Source organism: Streptomyces sp. NPDC014006, from assembly GCF_043088925.1.
GTDB lineage: Bacteria > Actinomycetota > Actinomycetes > Streptomycetales > Streptomycetaceae > Streptomyces.
Genome location: NZ_JBICAJ010000018.1, coordinates 1 through 21,862, shown reverse-complemented (window position 1 = coordinate 21,862; position 21,862 = coordinate 1). Strand labels below are relative to the sequence as shown.

At 74.0% G+C, this 21,862-nt stretch carries 19 protein-coding genes; 10 read left to right on the top strand and 9 right to left on the bottom strand.

From position 1 onward, the window contains the following. Positions 1-308 precede the first annotated feature (308 nt). A complete protein-coding gene (locus ACF1GV_RS38175) occupies positions 309-1,844 on the top strand; it encodes a N,N-dimethylformamidase beta subunit family domain-containing protein (protein ID WP_391690786.1) in 1,536 nt (511 codons plus the stop codon). 31 nt (positions 1,845-1,875) lie between these two features. Here ACF1GV_RS38175 and ACF1GV_RS38170 read toward each other — a convergent pair whose 3' ends face one another. Beyond that, positions 1,876-3,198 (bottom strand): radical SAM protein, encoded by a 1,323-nt coding sequence (locus tag ACF1GV_RS38170; protein WP_363262120.1) that lies wholly within the window; start codon positions 3,196-3,198, stop codon positions 1,876-1,878. 57 nt (positions 3,199-3,255) lie between these two features. Next, positions 3,256-3,930, bottom strand: coding sequence for a pyridoxamine 5'-phosphate oxidase family protein (locus ACF1GV_RS38165; protein WP_391690783.1), 675 nt, complete (start codon positions 3,928-3,930; stop codon positions 3,256-3,258). A 107-nt stretch (positions 3,931-4,037) separates the two neighbouring features. Here ACF1GV_RS38165 and ACF1GV_RS38160 point away from each other — a divergent pair, with 107 nt between their 5' ends. The 5 genes from ACF1GV_RS38160 (at position 4,038) to ACF1GV_RS38140 (ending at position 11,123) form a co-directional block, all read left to right on the top strand. Further along, a complete protein-coding gene (locus ACF1GV_RS38160) occupies positions 4,038-5,282 on the top strand; it encodes an FAD-binding protein (protein WP_391690780.1) in 1,245 nt (414 codons plus the stop codon). 139 nt (positions 5,283-5,421) lie between these two features. Beyond that, positions 5,422-6,666 (top strand): ROK family protein, encoded by a 1,245-nt coding sequence (locus ACF1GV_RS38155; protein WP_391690965.1) that lies wholly within the window; start codon positions 5,422-5,424, stop codon positions 6,664-6,666. Positions 6,667-6,732: 66 nt separating this feature from the next. Next, positions 6,733-9,588, top strand: a complete 2,856-nt coding sequence (locus ACF1GV_RS38150) for a glycoside hydrolase family 2 TIM barrel-domain containing protein (protein ID WP_391690963.1) — start codon at positions 6,733-6,735, stop codon at positions 9,586-9,588. 169 nt (positions 9,589-9,757) lie between these two features. Beyond that, entirely contained in the window at positions 9,758-10,342 is a 585-nt protein-coding gene (locus ACF1GV_RS38145; RefSeq protein WP_391690777.1) for a TetR/AcrR family transcriptional regulator, read from the top strand. Beyond that, positions 10,335-11,123, top strand: a complete 789-nt coding sequence (locus ACF1GV_RS38140; protein WP_391690775.1) for an alpha/beta fold hydrolase — start codon at positions 10,335-10,337, stop codon at positions 11,121-11,123. Before ACF1GV_RS38145 ends, ACF1GV_RS38140 begins: the two co-directional genes overlap by 8 nt. Before the next feature lie 11 nt (positions 11,124-11,134). Here the strand turns inward: ACF1GV_RS38140 and ACF1GV_RS38135 are convergent, their stop codons facing one another. The 3 genes from ACF1GV_RS38135 to ACF1GV_RS38125 all read right to left on the bottom strand — a co-directional run bounded on the left by ACF1GV_RS38135 (position 11,135) and on the right by ACF1GV_RS38125 (position 12,789). Further along, positions 11,135-11,893: an isocitrate lyase/phosphoenolpyruvate mutase family protein gene (locus ACF1GV_RS38135; protein ID WP_391690772.1), complete on the bottom strand. Its 759-nt coding sequence runs from the start codon at positions 11,891-11,893 to the stop codon at positions 11,135-11,137. Beyond that, on the bottom strand, positions 11,890-12,348 hold the full coding sequence (locus tag ACF1GV_RS38130; protein ID WP_391690769.1) for a hypothetical protein: 459 nt from the start codon (positions 12,346-12,348) through the stop codon (positions 11,890-11,892). The genes ACF1GV_RS38135 and ACF1GV_RS38130 overlap by 4 nt, the downstream gene beginning before the upstream one ends. A 66-nt stretch (positions 12,349-12,414) precedes the next feature. Next, positions 12,415-12,789: a VOC family protein gene (locus ACF1GV_RS38125; protein WP_391690766.1), complete on the bottom strand. Its 375-nt coding sequence runs from the start codon at positions 12,787-12,789 to the stop codon at positions 12,415-12,417. 97 nt (positions 12,790-12,886) lie between these two features. Between ACF1GV_RS38125 and ACF1GV_RS38120 the strand changes: the two genes are divergently transcribed. Then, positions 12,887-13,777, top strand: a complete 891-nt coding sequence (locus tag ACF1GV_RS38120; RefSeq protein WP_391690764.1) for an MBL fold metallo-hydrolase — start codon at positions 12,887-12,889, stop codon at positions 13,775-13,777. Positions 13,778-13,789: 12 nt separating this feature from the next. Here ACF1GV_RS38120 and ACF1GV_RS38115 read toward each other — a convergent pair whose 3' ends face one another. Beyond that, the gene (locus tag ACF1GV_RS38115; protein WP_391690761.1) at positions 13,790-14,890 is read right to left on the bottom strand and encodes a rhamnogalacturonan acetylesterase; all 1,101 of its coding nucleotides are present in this window, start codon (positions 14,888-14,890) and stop codon (positions 13,790-13,792) included. Positions 14,891-15,082: 192 nt separating this feature from the next. Here ACF1GV_RS38115 and ACF1GV_RS38110 point away from each other — a divergent pair, with 192 nt between their 5' ends. Both ACF1GV_RS38110 and mmuM read left to right on the top strand, forming a co-directional pair. Further along, a complete protein-coding gene (locus ACF1GV_RS38110; RefSeq protein WP_391690758.1) occupies positions 15,083-16,762 on the top strand; it encodes a rhamnogalacturonan lyase B N-terminal domain-containing protein in 1,680 nt (559 codons plus the stop codon). Between the two features lie 49 nt (positions 16,763-16,811). Then, entirely contained in the window at positions 16,812-17,735 is a 924-nt protein-coding gene (mmuM, locus tag ACF1GV_RS38105) for a homocysteine S-methyltransferase (protein WP_391690755.1), read from the top strand. 41 nt (positions 17,736-17,776) lie between these two features. On the opposite strand, the gene ACF1GV_RS38100 is transcribed toward mmuM, so the two are convergent. Next, positions 17,777-19,402 (bottom strand): carboxylesterase/lipase family protein, encoded by a 1,626-nt coding sequence (locus ACF1GV_RS38100; RefSeq protein WP_391690752.1) that lies wholly within the window; start codon positions 19,400-19,402, stop codon positions 17,777-17,779. A 315-nt stretch (positions 19,403-19,717) separates the two neighbouring features. On the opposite strand from ACF1GV_RS38100, the gene ACF1GV_RS38095 reads away from it, so the two are divergent. Beyond that, positions 19,718-20,764, top strand: a complete 1,047-nt coding sequence (locus ACF1GV_RS38095; protein ID WP_391690750.1) for a LacI family DNA-binding transcriptional regulator — start codon at positions 19,718-19,720, stop codon at positions 20,762-20,764. A gap of 306 nt (positions 20,765-21,070) precedes the next feature. Here ACF1GV_RS38095 and ACF1GV_RS38090 read toward each other — a convergent pair whose 3' ends face one another. Both ACF1GV_RS38090 and ACF1GV_RS38085 read right to left on the bottom strand, forming a co-directional pair. After that, positions 21,071-21,328 carry a hypothetical protein gene (locus ACF1GV_RS38090; RefSeq protein WP_391690747.1) on the bottom strand — a complete coding sequence of 86 codons (258 nt, stop codon included), beginning with the start codon at positions 21,326-21,328 and terminating at the stop codon, positions 21,071-21,073. Then, on the bottom strand, positions 21,325-21,862 hold a 538-nt coding region (locus ACF1GV_RS38085), incomplete at its 5' end, for an isocitrate lyase/phosphoenolpyruvate mutase family protein (RefSeq protein WP_391690744.1). The genes ACF1GV_RS38085 and ACF1GV_RS38090, both read right to left, overlap by 4 nt.

Below are 21,862 nucleotides of genomic sequence, written 5' to 3'. Positions count from 1 at the left end.
GGGTGACCCTTCGCAAGGGGCGGCCCCGGCGGCCGCGCGCGCTCGGCGCGGCGGGTTCGGTCAGCCGGTGGCCACGGAGGTGGACGTGATGGATTCCTGGATGCGGGCAGCGCCCATCGCAACGACAGCCATCGGTCGACACCTCCTCGTCCTCGCACATGCGGTGGCGGTGACCGGGAAGGTCACCGCTCGGATCGCTCTCACCCTAGGGAAGGCGGCCCTTGGGGCGCCACTGTTTTTCTCCGGTTGCGTCTGACGCCGCACCTGGTGACGCTGGGCCGGGCGGACTTGCGGGAGGTGAGGGGAGCGTGGCAGACGGAACGGGCGGGCCCGCGCGCCGCCGCTTCCTCGGCCTGTGCGCCGGTGCGGGCCTCGGCGCCGCCGCGTGCACGGCCGGGCCGGGCCGGCCCGGCTCCGGCGCCGCGCACGCCGGGCGGCACCGGCCCGAGGCCGAGCGGGACGCTCCGGGTACGGCCGACTGGCGGCTGGGCGCGACGGGGCCGCCGGACGCCGTGGCCGGCTACACCGACCGGGTGAGCGTGACACCCGGCGAGGAGTTCGCGCTGCACGTGTCGACGACCGCCCCGTCCTTCCGGGTCACCGCGTTCCGGGTCGGCTGGTACGGCGGACGGCAGGCCCGGCTGATCTGGGCCTCGGACCGCATACCCGGCCGCGCCCGGCCCGCACCGCGGCTGCTGCCGAAGACCCGTACCGTGCACGCCGACTGGCCGGCCACCCTCACCGTGCACACCGGCGGCTGGCCCGAGGGGGCGTATCTGCTGCGGCTGGAGTCGGAGAGCGGATACCGGCGCTACGTCCCGCTGATCGTCCGCTCCGCCGAGGGCGCGGGGCGCACGGTCCTGCTGCACGCCCCGGCCACGTGGCAGGCGTACAACCGCTGGGGCGGAAGCAGCCTGTACGCCGGGTCGCTCGGCGACTACGCGTCCCGCTCCCTCGCGGTGACCTTCGACCGCCCGTACGACGGCAGCGGCGCCGAGAAGTTCCTGGTGTACGAGCGGGCGCTGGTGGTGCTGGCCGAACGGCTCGGCATTCCTCTGGCGTACACCACCGGCGTCGACGTGCACCGGGACCCCTCGGTGCTGCGCGGCGCGCACGCCGTGGTGTGCCTGGGGCACGACGAGTACTGGACGCCCGAGCAGCGCGCCCACGTCACCGCGGCCCGGGACGCGGGCACCAATGTCGCCTTTCTCGGCGCCAACACGTGCTTCCGCCGGATCCGGCTGGAGCCCGGTGCGACGGCGGACGCGCGCACGGTGGTCTGCTACAAGAGTGCCTTCCGGGCCGACCCCTGTTACGGCTCCCGCCCCGCCCTGGTCACCACCGACTTCCGGCTGCCGCCCGCACCCGACCCCGAGTCGTCCCTGACCGGGGTGCTCTACGAGGGCTACCCGGTCGACGCGCCCTATGTCGTCCGGGCGGCCGGCCACTGGCTGTACGACGGTACGGGGGTGCGCCCCGGTGAGCGCTTCCCCCATCTCGTCGGCGTGGAGTACGACCGGGTGCCCGAGGGCTCCCCGGCTCCGGGCCCGCTGGAGATCACCGCGCACTCGCCTGTGGTGTGCCACGGCCGGGCAAGCCACAGCGACTCGGCGTACTACACGGTGGCCAGCGGGGCCGGGGTGTTCGCCACCGGCACGATGCGCTGGGTGGAGGGCCTGGTGGCGGGCACCGGCGAACTCGGTCACGACCACGGCATGGACGGCCGTACCCACGCCTTCGTCACGCGCACCACGGAGAACCTGCTGCGCGCCTTCGCACGGGGCCCGGCGGCCCGCCACTTGCCGCCGCCGCGCCCCGACACGGCCACGGTGTACGGCGCCTGAGGGCAGACGCCGGTGGCGCCGGCCGTGACCGTCAGCTCACCGGGGCCGCGTCCTGCGCCGGAAGGCTGTCCATGAAGGAGCTGACGGAGAACACGGCGCGGCCGGGACCGGGCGGGCCGTAGCCGGGGGGCGAGGAGAGGCCGAAGTCCTCCATGGTCTGCCGGTAGGCCTGCAGCAGCCGGATGTGGTACTCCAGCGGCGCGCCCTGCGGGTTGGCCTTGCCCAGCGGCGTGGTGGGCTCGGGGCACCAGGTGGTGAAGCGGGGCGTGATGCCGTGCGACATGAAGAAGCGCAGGCCCTCGGTGGTGGAGGCGATGGCCTCGTCGACGGTCTTGAAGCCGAAGGGCTCGGCCATCTCGACGCCGGCCACGAAGTTGGGGATGACGTTGCGCGCGCCGAACACCTCGGCGGAGTCGAGGATCCGCTTGTGCCACTCGTCGCGGCCGACGTACCGCTCCTTGCCGGGGCAGTACATCTTGAACAGGTACTCGTCCCACACCTCGTAGTTGGGGTGGTAGATCTGCACGCCGTAGTCCTTGAAGCGCTGCACGTCGGCCTTGGGCAGTGCCTGGGCGACGACCTTGCCGATCCAGCGGCCGGGGAAGCGCTCCTCGATGGCCTTGGCGTAGTGGCCGTAGAAGTCGGCCTCGTCCCGCCCGGAAACCGTCTTCGTGATGGCGCCGCCGGTCAGCGTGTAGGCGGTGGACGCCTTCTGCGTGTCGTAGCGGTCGATGATCTCCAGGGCCTCGAGGACCTCCTCGACGTCCTTCACGCCGGTGTAGGGCCGTCCGGCGGCCTTGTGCTGGCGCCAGTTGTGGTTGATGTCGCAGTACTGGCACTCCTCCTTGGCGCCGAAGTACTGGCAGACACGGAAGACGGTGAGGTAGATCAGGTAACCCCACTGGATGGTGGGCGCCACCTCCATCACGGACTTCCCGTTGGACAGCTTGTGCCGGTAGTACTCCGGCATCGGCGGCACGCCGACGTCGGCGATCCGCTTGCCGTCGAGGTAGAGGCCGAGCACGCCGTCCTCGCCGGCGGCGACCCGGTAGGGCGAGGCGGGGTTCACCCGGACGGAGACGACCGTGCGACGCAGGTCGTAGGGGCCGCCGGTGAGGATGATCTCCTCCGGCGGGCGGCGCAGCGCGGCCTCGCCCAGCTCGGGCAGCGTGCCGTGGTCGAAGGAGAAGATGAAGTACGACTTCGGCTTCACCTCACCGCTCTCGTTGTCGCTCAGCGCCGACGGGTCGAAGGCGACTCCGCCGCGCAGCAGGTCCTCCTTGAAGACGGCTTCCCGCGGCACCTGCGGAAACCGCTCCATCAGATCCTCGACCAGCGCGGTACGGCTGCCCATTCGACTCTCCTCCCGGTTCAGGCGTACGACTCCTCACGGTATGCCCTGCCTCCGGCATCAGCCGTGCCGGGTCCCCTCGCGCCGCGCGATGTGTCCCGGCACGGGGGTGTCCGGGGGCAGCAGGGGGTCGGGGACGGGGGCGCCCCAGACCTGGGTGAGCGGCAGGGTGCCGGCCCACAGGCCCAGCTCGGCGTCTGGTCCTTCGCCGTCGTCGGGCGCACCGGTGCGGATCTTGACGGAGGCCTCTTCCAGGCAGACGGCGAGCAGGGTGGTGGCGGCCAGCTCCTTGCGGCTGGGGCGGCGCGCGTACGACCACTGGCCCGGCGCCGCGTGCTCGGTGAGCCGGCGCAGGCCCTCCAGCTTCTCCTCGGGGTCGGCCACGGTGCGGCCCTCGCCGTGGATCACGGCGCTGCGGTAGTTGACGCCGTGCTCGAAGACGGACCGCGCGAGGACCAGACCGTCCACGTGGGTGACGGTGACGCACACGGGCGCGGAGCCGGCGAGGCTGCGACTGGCGACGGAGCCGTGGACGTACAGCGACCGCTCGTCGCGGCCGTAGACCGTCGGCACGACCAGGGGCCGCCCCTCGATCACCACGCCCAGATGGCAGACGAACCCGGCGTCTAGGATCGCGTCGAGATCCGCCCGTAGCAGGCTGCCCTGCTCCCGCAGGCGGCGGTGCCGGGTGAGGTCGGTCTGCGGGAGGGCGGCGGGAAGCGACTGTGGCGTCATGCGGGAAAAGTTACCGAAAACATATGCCACAGGCTATGGGTGCGATGGAAACAGCAGTCTCCGCGCATGAAAACAACGGAATCGGTAGATCAGGAGGGGCGCCCTCGATGGCCGAGAGCGTGACGAACTGGGCGGGCAACATCACGTACACCGCCAAGGAGCTGCACCGGCCGCGCTCGCTCCACGCGCTGCGCGCGGTCGTGGCGGGCGGCGACCGGGTGCGGGTGCTGGGCAGCGGGCACTCCTTCAACACCCTCGCGGACCCGGGCGCCGAGGGCGTCCTGCTGGCCCTGGACGCGCTGCCGGCCGAGGTCGACGTCGACACGGCGGCGCGCACCGTGCGGGTGGGCGGCGGGGTGCGCTACGCCGAGCTGGCCCGCCGGGTGCACGCCGACGGGCTGGCCCTGGCGAACATGGCCTCCCTGCCGCACATCTCGGTGGCCGGCTCGGTGGCGACCGGCACGCACGGCTCGGGGGTGGGCAACGGGCCGCTCGCCGACGCCGTACGGGAGGTCGAAATCGTCACGGCGGACGGCTCCACCGTCGTCATCACCCGGGGCGAGCAGCGGTTCGGCGGCGCGGTCACCTCGCTCGGCGCGCTCGGCGTCGTCACCGCGCTCACCCTGGACCTGGAGCCCGCCTTCGAGGTCGAGCAGCACCTGTACACGGAACTTCCGCTGGAGGGGCTGGACTTCGAGACCGTGGCGGCGTCGGCGTACAGCGTCAGCCTGTTCACCGACTGGCGGGCGGCGGGCTTCACCCAGGTCTGGCGCAAGCGGCGCACCGATCAGCCGCTGCCGGACTTCCCATGGGCGGTGCCGGCCAAGGTGGCGCTGCACCCGGTGCCGGGGATGCCGGCGGAGAACTGCACCGGGCAGTTCGGCGTGGCCGGTCCCTGGCACGAGCGACTGCCGCACTTCCGGGCGGAGTTCACCCCGAGCAGCGGGGCGGAGCTGCAGAGCGAGTACCTGCTGCCGCGCGAGCACGCCATCGACGTACTGCACGCGATCGACGGCATCCGGGACACGGTCGCCGGTGTCCTGCAGACCTGCGAGGTGCGTACGGTCGCGGCGGACGCGCAGTGGCTCAGCCCGTCCTGCGGGCGGGACAGTGTGGCCGTGCACTTCACGTGGGTGGCGGACACCGCGGCCGTCCTTCCGGTGGTCGGCCGGCTGGAGGCCGCTCTGGAGCCCTTCGCCCCCCGGCCGCACTGGGGGAAGGTGTTCACCACACCGGCATCAGTGCTGCGCGGCCGCTACCCCCGGCTCGCCGACTTCCGTGCGCTGGCGCGGGAACTGGACCCGGCGGGGAAGTTCAGCAACGCGTTCGTGGAGGAGGTCCTCGCGGAGTGAGCGGGCGGCGCGGGCGCTCTCCCCACCCCCGCCGTGCACTTTTCGCAACCCCTTTCCTAACCCCTTGCGGAGGCTCGGCCGTCGCCCTAGCCTCGAGCCGGCCCCGACCTGGCCCCGACGGCGGAAGGAGGCGATCGGACTGAAGCGCACGTCCCGTGACATCCGCACCGCGAACCGCTACGAGGTGCTGCGCCGGATCATCGCCTCCTCGCCCACCTCCCGCCAGGAGCTGGCGGCCGCCACCGGTCTGTCACTCGCGACGGTCGCCACGCTCGTCGGCGAGCTGCTCGACCTGCGGATGGTCACGGAGGTGGGCCGCGAGGACTCCGCGGGCGGCCGCCCCCGCGGACTGGTCGCCGTCGACACCACCGGCGGCTTCCTGATCGGTGTCGACATCGCCGAGACGTACGTCCATGCCGAGCTGTTCGACCTGGCGCTGACCGTACTGGCCCGCGCCGACGAGGAGGTGCGCCCCGATGAGCGCCGGCCAGACCAGGTGGTGGCCCGCGTCGCCGGCGCCGTCGGCTCGGTGATCGCGCGGGCCGGCGCCGACGAGGCCCGGGTGCTCGGCGTCGGGGTGAGCGTGCCGGGGCAGGTGGACCCGGACCTGGGTGTCGCCGCGTATGCGCCCAACTGGGACTGGCACGACGTGCCGCTGCGCGACCTGCTCGCCGAGCACCTCGCCCACCCGCTTCATCTGGACAACCCGCTGCGCGCCTGCGCGGTCGCCGAGCTGTGGTGCGGTGCCGCCCGGGGCCGCGACGACGCGGTGGTGGTCAACCTCGGCACCGGAGTGGGCGCCGGGCTGGTGCTGGGCGGCACGGTGCACCGCGGGGTCAGCAACAGCGCCGGCGAGTGGGGGCACACCACGCTCGTCCTGGACGGGCGGCCGTGCCACTGCGGCAACCGGGGCTGTGTGGAGACATACGTCGGCGCGCCCGGCATCATGCGCCAGCTGCGCGAACTCGCCCCGCACAGCCCGCTGCTGCACCCCGGGGACCAGACCGCGACCATCGCCGCGCTGGCCCGCGCGGTCGCCGAGGACGACCCGGTCGCCACGCAGGTCCTCCGCGACACCGCCCGCTACCTGGGCGCCGCCGTCGCGGACCTGGTGAACGTGCTCAACCCCGAGGTGGTCGTCCTCAGCAGCTGGGTCGCCGCCCTGCTGGGCGAGCCGCTCCTGCACGCCGTACGCGAGGCCGTCGCCCGGCACGCGCTCCGACGGCCGCTGGCGGCCACCGAGATCGTCCTCTCCCCCGTCCCCACCGACCCGGTGTGCCTGGGCGCGGCCACGTTCGCGCTGGAAGGCGCGCTCCGGGCCGCCGGGGCGAGAGGTAGCCGGCGCACCGCCGCCGCCAGAACCGGCACCACACCCCCGCCCTGACGGCGCCGGGTCGCGCGCCGCCGCTCACCGCCCGGAGACCGAGAACTCTCACCGTCTGGAGATCCGATCACCTTGCGCACGACCACCATCGAGTACCTCGAGAACGTCTCCCCCGGCGACGGGTCCCTGCCGCCGCGCGCCTGGTACGCCACCTCGGATGCGGCACGGCTGTCGCTGAACGGCAGGTGGCGGTTCCGGCTGTCGGAAACGGCCGACGCCGAGGACGACGCGTTCGCCGAGCCCGGTTACGACGCGGGCGACTGGGCGGACGTCACGGTCCCCGGGCACTGGGTCCTCCAGGGCCACGGCTCGCCCGTCTACACCAACCACCTCTACCCGTTCCCGGTCGACCCGCCCCGGGTGCCCACCGAGAACCCGACCGGCGACCATCTGCGCGTCTTCGACCTGCCGGGCGACTGGCCGGCCGACGGCGGTGCCGTGCTGCGCTTCGACGGGGTGGAGTCGTGCGCCCGGGTGTGGCTCAACGGCACCGAGCTCGGCACCTTCCAGGGCTCGCGGCTGCCGCACGAGTTCGCGGCCGGGCATCTGCTGCGGCCGAGCGGCAACGTGCTCGCCGTCCGCGTGCACCAGTGGTCGGCCGGCTCCTACCTGGAGGACCAGGACCAGTGGTGGCTGCCGGGCATCTTCCGTGACGTCACCCTGCTGCACCGCCCGCCCGGCTGCGCCGCGGACTTCTTCGTCCACGCCTCCTACGACCATGTCAGCGGCGAGGGCACCCTGCGCGTCGACTCCGACGTCGACGGCCGGGTGACGGTGCCCGAACTGGGCGTGGACACCGCCACCGGCGCGTCGGTGACGGTCCCGGTGGAGCCGTGGTCGGCGGAGACGCCGCGGCTGTACGACGGGGTGCTGGCGACGCAGGGCGAGCGGGTCGCGCTGCGCATCGGCTTCCGCACGGTGGAACTGCGCGACGGCCTGATCCGGGTCAACGGCAAGCCGGTCCTCTTCAAGGGCGTCAACCGGCACGAGTGGCACCCGGACAAGGGCCGCGCGCTGGACGCGGCGACCCTGCGTGAGGACGTGCTGCTGATGAAGCGGCACAACATCAACGCGGTGCGCACCTCCCACTATCCGCCCCACCCGGCCTTCCTGGACCTGTGCGACGAGCTGGGCCTGTGGGTGATCGACGAGTGCGACCTGGAGACCCACGGTTTCACCGAGCAGGAGTGGCGGGGCAACCCCGTCGACGACGACCGCTGGACGCCGGCCCTGCTGGACCGCGCCGCCCGCATGGTCGAACGGGACAAGAACCATCCGTCGGTCGTGCTGTGGTCGCTGGGCAACGAGGCGGGCACCGGGCGCGGCCTGACCGCGATGGCGCAGTGGATCCGCGGCCGCGACGCCTCCCGCCTGCTGCACTACGAAGGCGACCGCAGCTGCCGTGACACGGACGTCTACTCACGGATGTACGCCGCCCACGAAGAGGTCGAGCGGATCGGCCGCGGCCTGGACGGCGGGCCGGACAAGCGGCGCACGCTGCCCTTCATCCAGTGCGAGTACGCCCACGCCATGGGCAACGGGCCGGGCGGACTGGCCGACTATCAGCGGCTGTTCGAGCGGTACGAGCGGCTGCAGGGCGGCTTCGTGTGGGAGTGGATCGACCACGGCATCACCCATCCCGGGCTGGACTACGCCTACGGCGGTGACTTCGGCGAGGAACTGCACGACGGCAACTTCGTCTGCGACGGCCTGCTGTTCCCCGACCGGCGGCCGTCGCCGGGCCTGCTGGAGTTCAAGAAGGTGATCGAGCCGGTCGGCATCGAGGGCGACGGCGTCACCGTGCGGGTGACGAACAAGCAGGACTTCGCCGATCTGTCCGCGCTGGCCTTCGCCTGGTCGTACGAGGTGGACGGCGAGAGCGTCGCACAGGGCCCGCTCACCGTACCGGCCCTGGCGCCCGGCGAGTCGGCCGACGTGAAGCTGCCCGAGCCGCCGATCGCGCGGCGCCCCGGCGCCGAGACGCAGTGGACGGTACGCGCGCGGCTGGCGGCGGACACGGCATGGGCGCCACGGGGGCACGAGGTGGCCTGGGGGCAGTGGACGGTGTCACGGCGGCCGGCGCCGTATGTCGCCGCGTCCGCCCGCCCGGTGTCAGGCGGCGGCCGGATCACGCTCGGCCCCGGTGTCTTCGACGCCCGCACGGGCGCGCTGCTCGCCGTGGCCGAGGTGGCCGTGGGAGGGCTGCGCCTGGACGTGTGGCGGGCGCCGACCGACAACGACAACGGCGCCTCCTGGCAGGACCACGTCCGCCACGGCCCGCTGTGGCGCAAGCTCGGCCTGCACCGCATGCGCCACCGCCTCGACGCGGTGGAGGCGGTGGACGACGCGCTGACCGTGCGCACCCGGGTGGCGCCGGCCGGCCGGGACCTGGGGCTGCGCACGGTGTACCGGTGGACGTCCGACGGGGACCGGCTGAAGCTGACGGTGTCGGTGGGCCCGGAGGGCGACTGGACGGTGCCGCTGCCGCGGCTCGGGATCCGCTTCTCCCTCGCGGCGGCCGACGAGGTGCGCTGGTTCGGCGGCGGCCCGGGTGAGGCGTACCCGGACACCCGGCAGGCGTCCGCGATCGGGCGGTGGCATGCGACGGTGGACGCGCTGCAGACGCCGTACGTCCGCCCGCAGGAGAACGGCGCCCGCGCCGACGTGCGGTGGGCGGAGCTGGGCGGGCTGCGCATCGAGGGCGATCCTGAGTTCTGGCTGACCGCGCGGCGCTGGACGACGGAGCAGCTGGACGCGGCCATGCACCGCACGGACCTCGTGCCGGGTGACACGGTCCGGGTGAACCTCGACCACGGCCAGCACGGCATCGGCTCCCAGTCCTGCGGCCCGGGCCCGCTCCCGCAGTACGTCCTGCACGCCGAACCCGCCGAGTTCGCGTTCGTCTTCTCCCCGAACGTCTGACGTTCCCGCCACGCAGGGGCCCCCGCGCCCCCGGGTCACGCCCGGAACCGGCCGCGGGGGCCCTCCTCTGCCCGTTCTCCCGATCGGGTCCCCCCTGTCGGTGCTTCCGCTCGGGGACCTTCCTGGACTAGGCTCTTACCTAGAGCCCCTAGGAAACGGAAGGTGCCTCATGGCGCGTGCCGGCCTGACCGCCGACCGTCTCGTCGCGGCCGCCGCCGAACTCGCCGACGAGGCCGGGTTCGACAACGTCACCCTGTCCGCGCTGGCGCGGCGGTTCGGGGTGAAGGACGCCAGCCTGTACTCGCACATCCGCAACCTGCAGGACCTGCGCACCCGCCTCGCGCTGCTGGCCGGCGGCGAGATGATCGACGAGATCGCCGCCGCGGTGGCGGGCCGGGCCGGCAAGGACGCGCTGGCCGCCTTCGCCGGCGCCTACCGCGCGTACGCCCTGGCGCACCCGGGACGCTACGCCGCCACCCAGATCCCTCTGGACCAGGCCCTGGTCGCCGACTCCCCCGCCCTGCGCCGCACCGCGGAGATCACCTACGGCATGCTGCGCGCCTACGGCCTTGACGAACCCGACCTCACGGACGCCGTGCGCCTGTTGCGCAGCACGTTCCACGGCTACTGCGCCCTGGAGGCAGGCGGCGGCTTCGGCGCCCCCAGGGACGTCCAGCGGTCCTGGGAGCGGGCGATCGAGGCGCTGCACGTGGCTCTGAAGAACTGGCCCCGCGAGGAGGCAGCGCATGACTGAGCCGTTCCACGACGTCCACGGCAGCGGGCCGGTGCTGCTGGTCCTGCCGGGCGGCGCCGGGCACCCCATGGGGCTGGACGGGCTGATCCGGCGGCTGGCCGGGTGTTTCACCGTCGTCGTCCTCGACCCGCTCGGCCTGGCCCACGGACGCCTCGGCCGCCCCGTCGCCGAGCAGCGGCCGGCGGACTGGAGCGAGGCGGCGCACCGCGTGCTCGACGCCGTGCTGCCCGCGGGCGAGTCGGCGTGCGTGCTGGGGTTCAGCTCCGGCGCCATCGCGGCTCTCGAGCTGCTGGCCCGGCATCCGCAGCGGCTGCGGCACGTCCTCGCGCACGAGCCGCCGTGCGTGGCCGCGCTGCCCGACGGACGCCTGCGGCACGAGGGTTTCCGCGCGGTGTACGACACCTACCGCCGCGCGGGGCTCGCCGCCGCCGGCGCCCGGCTGGCCGCGGAGCTCGACGGGCTCCCGGCGCCGGAGCAGGCCCCGGGGCAACCGCCCGCGCCCGGCGAGGAGTCGCAGACGCCGATGGGCGTCTTCCTCACCCGCGTCCTCGTCCCGTTCTCCGGATACGTCCCCCCGGCGGAACTCCCCGCCGGGCGCCTCACCCTCGCGGCGGGCACCGCCTCCCGCGGGCAACTGCCGGCCCGGACGGCCGCCTTCCTCGCCGAGCGCCACGGCAGCCGTTTCCTGGAACTGCCCGGCGGCCACCTGGGAGCGGCCGAGTTCCCGGAGGCCTTCGCGGACGGCATCGCGGAAGCGCTCGCCACCGCCTCGGTGTGCTGACCGGGCCGGCCCTACGGCGTGGCCAGGGCACGGATCGCCTCGTACGGCGGTGCCGTGCCCTCGGGCGGCCGCCCGTCCCGCACCCGGACCGCCGCCGTGACGGCCGCGCCCAGCGCGTGCCGGTACAGCAGCGAGCCGAGGCTGATCCGGCGCACGCCGAGGTCGGTGAGGTGGGCGACGCCGGGGCCGCCCGGCGTGTACAGGACGTTCAGGGGCACCGCCAGCTGCCGCACCAGGGCGGAGATCGCCCGGGGTTCGCTCAGTCCGGGCACGAACACCCCGTCGGCTCCCGCCTGTTGGTAGAGATCGAGGCGGCGCGCGGTCTCGGTGGAGTCGTCGCCGTCGCCGAGCCAGCAGGTGTCGGTGCGAGCGTTGACGAAGAGGCCGGGCACCGCCGCCTTGACCGCGGCGATCTTCTCGGCGTGCAGGTCGGCGGATCCCGACCCGTCCTCCAGATTGATCCCGACGGCTCCCAGCGTCCACAACCGGCGGGCCAGCTCGGCGACTTCACCGGGGTCGTCACTGAAGCCGCCTTCGGCGTCCACGCTCAGCAGGAACGGGCCCGAGCCGAGGACGAGCGCCAGGCGCAGGGTCTCCTCGCGGGTCGCCGCCGCCGCGTCGGGCATCCCGGCGGCCGCGGCGACACCCAGACTCGTCGTGCCGATCGCCTCGAATCCCTGCCCGGCGAGGAGGTGGGCGGAGGCGTGGTCCCAGGCGCAGGGCAGCAGCAGCGGCTCACCCGTGCGGTGCAGTGCGGCGAACTCGGTCACGTCAGGTCACCCACCGCGTCCGCGTAGTACACCGACCCGGCCGTGTGCAGGGCGAGTTCGCGAAAACTCCAGCCGTCGCCGGGCGAGTCGTCGAGCTGCTCGTCGGTGAGCGCGTCCAGTCGCACGGCCCAGACCTGGGCGAGCCGGGTGAGCCGGCTGCGGGCCTCGTCCAGGTCCTCGCGGGTGAAGGGGGCAAGGTCGGCCGGCGTGGTCGCAGTGGAGGCGTGCCAGTGGTCGGGCAGCGGCGGCTCACCGGCCAACCGGGCCTCCAGCTCGGCGAGATGGTCGACGAGGTGGTCGGCGACCCGGCGGATCGCCTTGTGCGGGGTGTACACCCGGTCGTCGACGTGCGTGGGCGTACCGTCCCAGGCGGTCCAGCCGGCGGCGAGCGCGAGCACATGGTCGACCATGCCGGTCACGGCCTGGGCGGGGGTGCGGTCGGTGCGTCGGTTCATACCGGCACGCTAGGCGCGGGACGCTTCGGCGCCGGCCGAAGTGTCCGCGCACCCCCGCCCGGCGGCTCAGCGGCCCGCGGCGCGCTCGGCGGCGCTGCGCTCCACGCAGAACTCGTTGCCCTCGGGGTCGGCGAGGACGGCCCACCCGGTGCCGTCCGGGTTGCGGCGGTCGGCGACGAGGGTGGCGCCGAGGGCGAGCAGCCGCTCGACCTCCTCCTCACGGGTGCGGTCCTGCGGCTGGAGATCGAAGTGCAGCCGGCTCCTGCCCGGCTCCGCCTCGGGCACGTTGACGAAGAGCAGCCCGGCGCCCTCGATCTGTGCCTCGGGATCCCCCGGGTGGTCCTCGTCGTGCAGGGGAAGCCCGAGCACCTCGGACCAGAAGACGGCGAGTGAGTAGGCGTCGGCGGAGGCGATCGTGGTGTGGCGGATGGCAGAGGTCACACCGGGATTGTCGCCGGAGGGCGGACGCACGGACAACGCGATGACCCATGCTGCAGATGCGGACGACGGTTCCGCGGGCGGGAGAGGGCCGAGGAACATGGGCGACAGCGGATACACGATGGCCGCGTACGGTGAGGTCACCGTGCTCGTCGGCGCCGACCGGGGTGCCTACCCGTACGCGAACTCGCTGCTCGTGCGGGGCGCGGCGGAGACCCTGGTCGTCGACCCCTCCCTCTCGCTCGTCGAGGGCGCGCCGCCGGCGGACCTGGTCCTCGTCAGCCACGCCCACGAGGACCACATCGCCGGGCTCGGGAGCTACGACGTGCCTGTCCACGTCCATGGAGGCGACCTCGACGCGCTGCGCTCCCGCGGGGCGATGATCGCCGCGCTCGGCCTCCCGCCGGACGCGGCCGCCGAGCTGGACGCCACGTTCCGGGACAGCTTCCAGGTCCGGGGCCGCGCGGACGCGCGCGCCTTCGAGGACGGCACCGTGTTCGACCTGGGCGGGCGCACCGTGACCGTGGTGCATCTACCCGGCCACACCGCGGGCCACTGCGGCTTCCTGATCGAGCCGGACGGCTTCCTGTTCGTCGCGGACATCGACCTGACGTCGTTCGGCCCGTACTACGGTGACGCCGGCAGCAGCCTCGCCGACTTCGAGGCGTCGATGCGCCGCTGCCGGGACATCGACGCGCGCTGGTACGGCACGTCCCATCAGAAGGGTGTCATCGAGGGCGCCGCGGAGTTCCGGCGCCGGCTGGACGCCTTCGCCGCCGTGGTGGACAAGCGGGAGGCGGCACTGCTGGCCTTCCTCGGCGAGCCGCGCACCGTGGAGGAGATCGCCGCACACCGCCTGGTCTACCGGCCCCATGTGGAAGGTCCGCACGTGAGGCCGGTGGAGCGCAGGACGGCGGTGCAGCACCTGGAACGGCTGCGGGAGGCGGGGCTGGTCGAGAGGGTGGAGGAGGGCCGGTTCCGCGCGCGGTAGGCCGCTGCGGGATCACACCCCTGAGCCCCTCCCGCCCTCCGTGCCCGCCCGCACCAGCCCCGCCGGGACGAGGTGCCGGGCGACCAGCTCGTCCCTGACCAGGCCCGCGTACACCGTCGCGCCGTGCACGGAGGTGTGGGTGTTGTCCCGCTTCTCGTTGTACAGGTACAGCGCCTTGGAGCCCTCCACGCCCAGTGACTCGACCAGTGCCTTGGTCCGGGCGGTGAGGTCGACGAGCGGCACGCCCTCGGCTGCGGCGATGGAGCGGACGACCGCCGGGTGGTCGACGCCGAGGCCGTTGACGAGCAGTGCGGTGTTGTTGTTCAGCGTGCCGTCGGGGCTGAACCAGCGGCGCACGATCGGGGTCACGAGCACCGGCGAGCCGCCCCGCTCGCGCACGCCCGCCACCAGGGTCTCGAGGTTGGCGCGGTAGGTGGCCTCGTCGGTCGTCTTGTCGTTGTGGGCGAGCTGGATCAGGACCAGGTCGCCGGGCCTGATCAGCGGGTGGACGGTGGCCCACAGCCGCGGGTTCTGCAGATACGTCACCGTGCTTTCGCCGGAGTCGGCGTAATTGGCGACCGACAGCCCCTTGCGCAGGAATTGCGGCAGCTGCTGACCCCAGCCGGAGTAGGGGTCGCCGGGCTGGTCGCAGACCGTCGAGTCGCCGATGAGGAAGAGCCGGCGGGCGTGCCGGGCCGGTGCGACCCGGACGCCGGCGAGGGCGGGGGCCGCGCCGCCGACGGCCAGGTCCAGGCCGGGACTGCCGTCGGGTCCGGTGGGCTCGCCCTCGGGGGTGCGCACGTTCACGGTGAAGGCGCGGGCGACGCGCTCACCGGCCGGGACGGCGGTCTCCGGGAGCAGGGCGCGGCGCGTCTCGCCGGTCAGGGCGGTGCGGGAGGCGGTGTCCCCGCCGAGCAGCACCTGGACGTCGTAGGTGCCGGGCGGCACGTCGAAGTGGCAGGCGGTGGCGGTGCACTGCGCCGCGCCGGGGGCCCCGTCCGGCGCGGCGTGGGCGGGGGCGGGTGCCTGATCGGGCGCCGCGTGGGCGGGCGTGCCGGTCAGTGCGGCACCCAGGGCGGCCGCCACCAGCACGGCGGCGTTGAAACGTCTCATGCGCGAGTCCTCCATCGGTTCGGCCTCGACCGACCGCAGACCGTACCTGCTCCCCACAAGCGCTTTCTAGCCCTCGACCACATTTTCCGACATTGCCAACTCCATACGCACGCAAGCCCTTTCGCAGAATCGATTCAACTGTCACGCTGCCTCTCGCCCCCATCCCGCCCCCCACGCCAAGGAGGCACCTCCATGCCCGGATCCGGGAGCAGAGCGGTCCGACGCCGTACCTTCGTCCTCGGCTCGGCGGCCGCCGCAGGCACGGCCGCGCTCACCGGCCCGCCGGCCGGCGCCGCGTCGGCCGCGGGTTTCGGCTGGAGCGACGACGGCACCCACTACGTGGTCGACACCGGCGCGCAGCTCGTCTTCAAGGTCGCCAAGACCAACGGCGATCTCACCTCGCTGGTGTACCGGGGCACCGAGTACCAGGGCTACGGCGGCAAGAACTCCCACGTGGAGTCCGGCCTCGGCCCCTCGACGGTGACCCTCCGGCAGTCCGGCACGACGATCCTGATCTCCGTGGCGTACGGCACGCTGAAGCACTACTACGCGGCGCGCAGCGGCGAGAACACCGTCTACCTGTGGACGAACAAGGCCGACGACTCGGTCACCGCGACCCGGTACATCCTGCGCGTCAAGGCGGGGCTGTTCCTCAACGACGAGCCCGACTCCTACACGTACGCGCCGACCACCGTCGAGGCCCAGGACGTGTTCCGCAGAGCCGACGGCCAGACCCGCTCCAAGCACTACTCCCGCCTGCGCGTGACGGACTACGCCTGCGTCGGCTGGACGACCGGGACCGTCGGCCTGTGGATCGTGCGCAGCAACCACGAGAAGGCGTCCGGCGGCCCCTTCTACCGCTCCCTGCTGCGCCACCAGAGCGCGGACGGCGGCGGCCTGTACGAGATCCTGTACTACGGCGAGAACCAGACGGAGGCCCAGCGTTTCGGCCTGCAGGGCCCCTATCTCATCACCTTCACCGACGGCGGCACGCCCTCCCCGGCCCTCTTCCCGGGCACCCTCACCACCCCGTGGGCGGACGCGCTCGGCATCTCCGGGTACGTCCCGGCGAGCGGCCGGGGGCGGGTCGCGGGCGTCGGCATCTCGGGCCGGGACCCGGCGTACCCGTACACCGTGGGGCTGGCGGGCTCCGAGGCGCAGTACTGGGCGCCGGCGCGCGCCTCGGACGGCTGGTTCTCCCTCGGCGGGGTGCTGCCGGGGACGTACGCGCTGACCGTGTACAAGAGCGAGCTGGCCGTCCACAGCACGCGGGTGACCGTGACCGGGGGTGCGACGACCACGCTGAACACGCTCACGATCCCGCCCGGCAACGACCCGTCCGGCGCGAGCGCGATCTGGCGGATCGGCGAGTGGACCGGCACGCCCGGCGGTTTCAAGAACGCCGAGCTGATGACGTACGCGCACCCCTCGGACGTGCGGGCCGCGCCCTGGACCGGCAACGTGGTGATCGGCGGCGGCGGTGAGACCGCGGCCTTCCCCTGCTACCTGTGGAAGGACGTCAACAGCGGTCTGCTGGTGTACTTCAAGCTGACCGCCGCGCAGGCCGCCGCCGCGCACACGCTGCGCATCGGCGTGACGACGGCTTATGCGGGCGGCCGGCCTCAGGTCACGGTCAACGACGTCTGGACGTCGGCCGTCCCCGCACCGCCCGCCCAGCCGGCCACCCGGTCGCTGACCGTGGGTTCCTACCGGGGCAACAACCACACGTTCGCCTACAGCGTCCCGGCGAGCGCCTGGCGTGCGGACCCCGGGCAGTACAACGTGGTGCGGATCGACGTCGTCAGCGGTTCGGGGACGACGGGTTTCCTCAGCGCGGGCACGGCGATCGACGCGATCGACCTGCTGGCCTGAGGGACGCCCGAGGTGTCCCGCAAGCAGGCCGGCGGGTTAGCGTCGGGCCATGACGAGCGACACCCCTCCCCCTCTCGCCGACGCCCTCGCCGCCGGGACGGTGGTCCTGGACGGTGGGATGTCCAACCAGCTGGAGGCCTCCGGGCACGACCTGAGCGACGAGCTGTGGTCGGCGCGGCTGCTCGCCGAGCGGCCGGAGGCGATCACCGAGGCGCATCTCGCCTATGTCCAGGCGGGCGCAGACGTGGCCATCACCGCGAGCTACCAGGCCACGTTCGAGGGCTTCGCGAGGCGTGGCATCGGCCGGGCAGAGGCGGCGCGGCTGCTCCGGCTGAGCGTGGAACTGGCCCGCGAGGCGAGGGAGCGGGCCCGCGGCCAGGGAGTGACCCGGCCGCTGTGGGTGGCCGCCTCGGTGGGCCCGTACGGGGCGATGCTCGCCGACGGCTCCGAGTACCGGGGGCGCTACGGGCTCACCGTGGAGGAGCTGGAGCGTTTCCACCGCCCTCGGATGGAGGCGCTGGCGGCTGCCCGGCCGGACGTGTTCGCCCTGGAGACGGTCCCCGACGCCGACGAGGCCGCGGCCCTGCTGCGGGCGGTGCGGGGTCTCGGGGTGCCGGCGTGGCTGTCGTACACGATCGACGGGGACCGGACCCGGGCCGGGCAGCCGCTGGCGGACGCCTTCGCGCTCGCCGCCGACGTGGACGAGGTGGTCGCGGTCGGCGTCAACTGCTGTGCCCCTCAGGACGTGGCCGCCGCCGTCGGCCTCGCGGCAACGGTCACCGGCAAGCCGGTCGTGGTCTACCCCAACAGCGGCGAGCGGTGGGACGCCGAGGCGCGCGCCTGGGACGGCCGCTCCACCTTCGCGCCCCGACAGGTGCGCGGCTGGCGGGAGTCGGGCGCCCGGCTGATCGGCGGCTGCTGCCGGGTGGGGCCGCAGGCCATCGGCGCGATCGCCCGCGCGCTCGCGCCGTGACGGGCGGCGGCCGGAGCACGCACACCCCCATGCACCCTGGTTCAGCGGCGCCGCGGGGCTGACGAGCGGCGCAGGCGGCGGACGGCGGAGCGCAGTTCCACGGTCCGGGTGGCCGGGCCGGCCGTCGGCGGTGTCCGGACGGCGGTCGCGGCCGCCTGGGCGGCGGCGTCCAGGCGCCACAGGGCGAGTTCCCGGTCGCGCGGGCCGTGGGCGGTGTACGGGTCGCGCAGGGCGTCCGGACGGCCCTCCTCGCGCGCTCGCGCCAGGTCGCCGAAGATCCGCACCGGGTGCGAGAGGTCCCACGACTCCCAGCCCGGGTCACCCTCGGTGACGAACCGCACCCAGGCGCGGTGCATCTGGTCGGCCAGCTCCTGCGGTGCGCCCTCACCGGCCAGCTTGGCCGACTCCGGGACATCGCCGGTGTCGAAGACGAAGCCCAGTTCGAGGGCGTGGCAGGCGCCGAGGCCGGGCAGCAGCGACGGCCAGGCGAACTCGTAGACGTACGACGAGCCGGGGCGGGCGTCGGCCAGGCGGTGCAGCGGGATGCGCAGCAGGTGGTCGGTGACCAGCTGGCCGACGATCTCCGCGGGACCGGCGTCGAGATGCAGGGCGCGGTAGCCGCGGACGACCTCGTGACCGCAGTGGCAGCGGGCCATGGCTCCGGCCAGGGCGACCGGGCCGAGCCGGTCGACGCGTTCGACGAGACCACCGGGGACCAGCCACAGCCGGTACTCGTCGCGGGTCCAGCCCATGAGCAGCCCGGCGCCGGACGCGGCGTCACCGTCGATCAGGGCCTCCAGCGGGTCGCGGGGCACCAGGTCGCCGTCGACGACGATGCCGAACGACGGGCCGCCCAGCACCGGACTGCTCAGCCGCCCCACCTCGGCCTGGGTGCGCAGCAGCAGTTCGGGGTCGACGGCGGCGAACGCCTCGGCGGTGGCGGGCACCTTCAGCCGGGTCGCCATCCGGCGCACCACGCGCCGCACCTTGTCCCGGTCGGCGGACTCCGGCGGTCCGCTCTGCAGCACGGCCCGCCGGAACAGGCCCTGGGCCTGCGGGGCGGCGATCAGCGCGCCCATGCTGATGGCCCCGGCGGACTGTCCTGCCAGGGTGACGCGTGCGGGGTCGCCGCCGAAGGCCGCGATCGCCTCGTGCACCCAGCGCAGCGCGGCGAGCTGGTCGCGCAGGCCCGGGTTGGCGGGGGCGTCCGGGAACAGGCCGTAGCCCTCCACGCCCAGCCGGTAGTTCACCGACACGAACACCACGCCGTCGCGGGCGAAGGGGCGTCCGTGGTAGACGGGCACGGCCGAGGAGCCCCGGGTCAGGGCGCCGCCGTGGAACCACACCAGCACCGGCAGCCGGGCCGCGGGGTCCGGGTCGGGGGTCCAGACGTTGAGGTTCAGGCAGTCCTCGCCGGGCACGACGGGATCGGAGAGGTACTTCTCGAAGGCCTCCGAGTACGGCGGTTTCGGCGGTGTCGGCCCGAAGACTCCGGCGTCGCGCACCCCGTCCCACGGCTCGGGCGGCGCGGGCGGCCGGAACCGGCGCGGCCCGAACGGCGGTGCCGCGTACGGGACGCCCCGGAAGACGGCGACGCCGTGCTCGTACCGGCCGCGGATGCGCCCGTGGGGAGTCGCGACCACCGGGTCCGCCCGGTCTGCCGTCATACGCCCACCAGCCCTTCGCCGCGTTCGTGCTCCGGTCTCACCAGAGCACCACAGCCGCGCTCGGTATTCCGGTGCAGCGGGGCGGCATTGGGCTGTTCGGCGTAAGCCGCCTTTCGAACCCGGCTTTCGGTACTCGCGCCCGCACGGGTCCGTGTTCTCCCGGTTCTCCTGGCGTCTTCACCTGGCGCGGCGGCCGCCCTAGGATAGCAAGCGCTTTCTGCGTACGAGTGTCCGGTCGAAGGTTTTCGACACGGCACCGGGTCGCGCAGGCCGGACTTGCGATGGCCCTCGGGCGGGCCGGAGAGGTGGTTCCCGATGGTCCGTACGGGGAGTGCGAGCGTGGCGGCCGGGCCGACCCTGGCCGTCGTCGCCCGGGAGGCGGGCGTGTCGGTGCCGACCGCGTCCAAGGTGGTCAACGGCCGGCAGGACGTGGCCCCGGAGACCCGGCGCCGGGTCACCGAGGCGCTGGACCGGCTCGGCTATGTGCGCAGGCCCCGCTTCGACGCCGTACGGCCGCCGCGGCTGGTCGATCTGGTGGTGCGCTCGCTGGACGGCTCCCGGTCCGGCGCCGTCCTGCACGGCGTGGAGCGGGCGGCCCACGACGCCGGCCTGGACGTCGTGGTCTGCGCGGACCCGGCCGGTGCAGGCGGCGGCCGTCCGCGGCGCGGCTGGCTCGACAGGCTCGGTGCGCGGGGGTCGGCCGGAGTGCTGTTCCACCTGGCCGAGCCGACGGAGCCGCAGCAGGCGTGGCTGGAGCAGCACCACGTCCCGTTCGTGCTGATCGACCCGGCGGTGGAGCCGCGGCCGGGGGCGGTGTCGGTGGGCGCGGCGAACTGGCAGGGCGGGGTGACGGCGACCGAGCATCTGCTGGCGCTCGGCCATGAGCGGATCGCCGTGATCGCCGGGCAGCGGCGTACGTCGGTGAGCGGCGCGCGGGTGGCCGGTTACCGCTCGGCCCTGTCGGCGGCAGGAGTGCGGCACCGCCCGGAATACGTCCGCCACGCCGGTTTCGACGAGACGGCGGCCCGGCGCCGCATGCGGGAACTGCTGGCGCTGCCCGAGCCGCCCACGGCTGTCTTCGTGTGCTCCGACCGGATGGCGCTCGGGGTGTACGAGGCGCTGGCCGAGCGGGGGTTGCGCGTGCCGGACGACGTCAGCGTCATCGGTTTCGACGATGCGCCCGAGGCCCGCTGGAGCACTCCGGCGCTGACCACGGTGCGGCAGCCGCTGGCGGAGATGGCGGCGACGGCGCTCGGACTGCTGGTACGGATGATGGACGGCGACCGCCCGGACAGCACCCGCACGGAACTGTCGACGCGGCTGGTACGGCGAGCGAGCACGGCGGCGCCGAAGGACGGGTGAGCGGCGGAAAGGCGGGGCCGGGGCGGGTGTGGGGGCCGGGCATGGGAGCGCGGCCGTCGATGGGCCGCGGAGCGCCCCGGCGCCGGGTGCACGATCGCCGACGGGCCGTCAAGCGCCCGGCGTCGCGGGGTGCCCCGCCGTGAGGGCGGCGTGCGTCGCGGTGGGTGCCGGCGCCGGTGGGTGCCGGCGCCGGTGGGTGCCGGCGCCGGTGGGTGCCGGCGCCGGTGGGTGCCGGCGCCGGTGGGTGCCGGCGCCGGTGGGTTCGGCGCCGGTGGGTTCGGCGCCGGCATGCGGGAGCCGCCGGTTTCAGTGCTTGCCGGTCGCTCCCACGAGGGTCTGCATCAGGTCCACGGCGCTGCCGTCGTGGTCGCTGCCCGCGATGCCGCTGCCCGTTTGGAGGTTCGCGGTGCGGTCCACTTCCAGGACGGAGTCGGCCTGGGAGTTGTCGATCACGGTGATCAGGCTGTCCTGCGCCGCCACGGGGGCCGCCGAGGCACCGAGCACGGCCGCCGCGAGGGCCGCGGCCGTACGCAGCCGCACGGCGGCCGGGCGGGCGCCGGTCACGCCGGGACGCTCTCGGACTCGGCCTGAGCGACCGCGGCCTCCGCCTCGGCGACGGCCTGCTCGGCCGTGGATGCCGTGCGCAGACGGGCGATGTTGCGTTCCAGCAGCCGGGTGGCGGCCTTGACGCCGACGCCGTTCGCGGCGTCGACCTCGGGCAGCCGGCCGTCCGCCTCCTTGAGCCCGGCGAGCGCGGAGTTCATCGCCTCGTGCGCGGCGAACAGGCACGGCGTGCTGTAGATGGCGACGTCGACACCCAGGCCGGACAGCTCGCTCAGGGACAGCCGGGGCGACTTGCCGCCGGCGATCTGGTTGAACAGCAGCGGCTTGCCGCCGACCACCTCGCGGATGCGGCGGATCCACTCCACGCTGCGCACCCCGTCGACGAGGACCACGTCGGCGTCGGTGGCGGCGAGCCGCTCGGCGCGGTGCAGGATGTCGTCCTCGTCGGTGGCGTCGGTGCGGGCCACCACGACCAGGTCGCGGCGCGTCTTGAGCACCTGTTCCAGCTTGTCGAGGTACTCCTCCAGCGGCAGC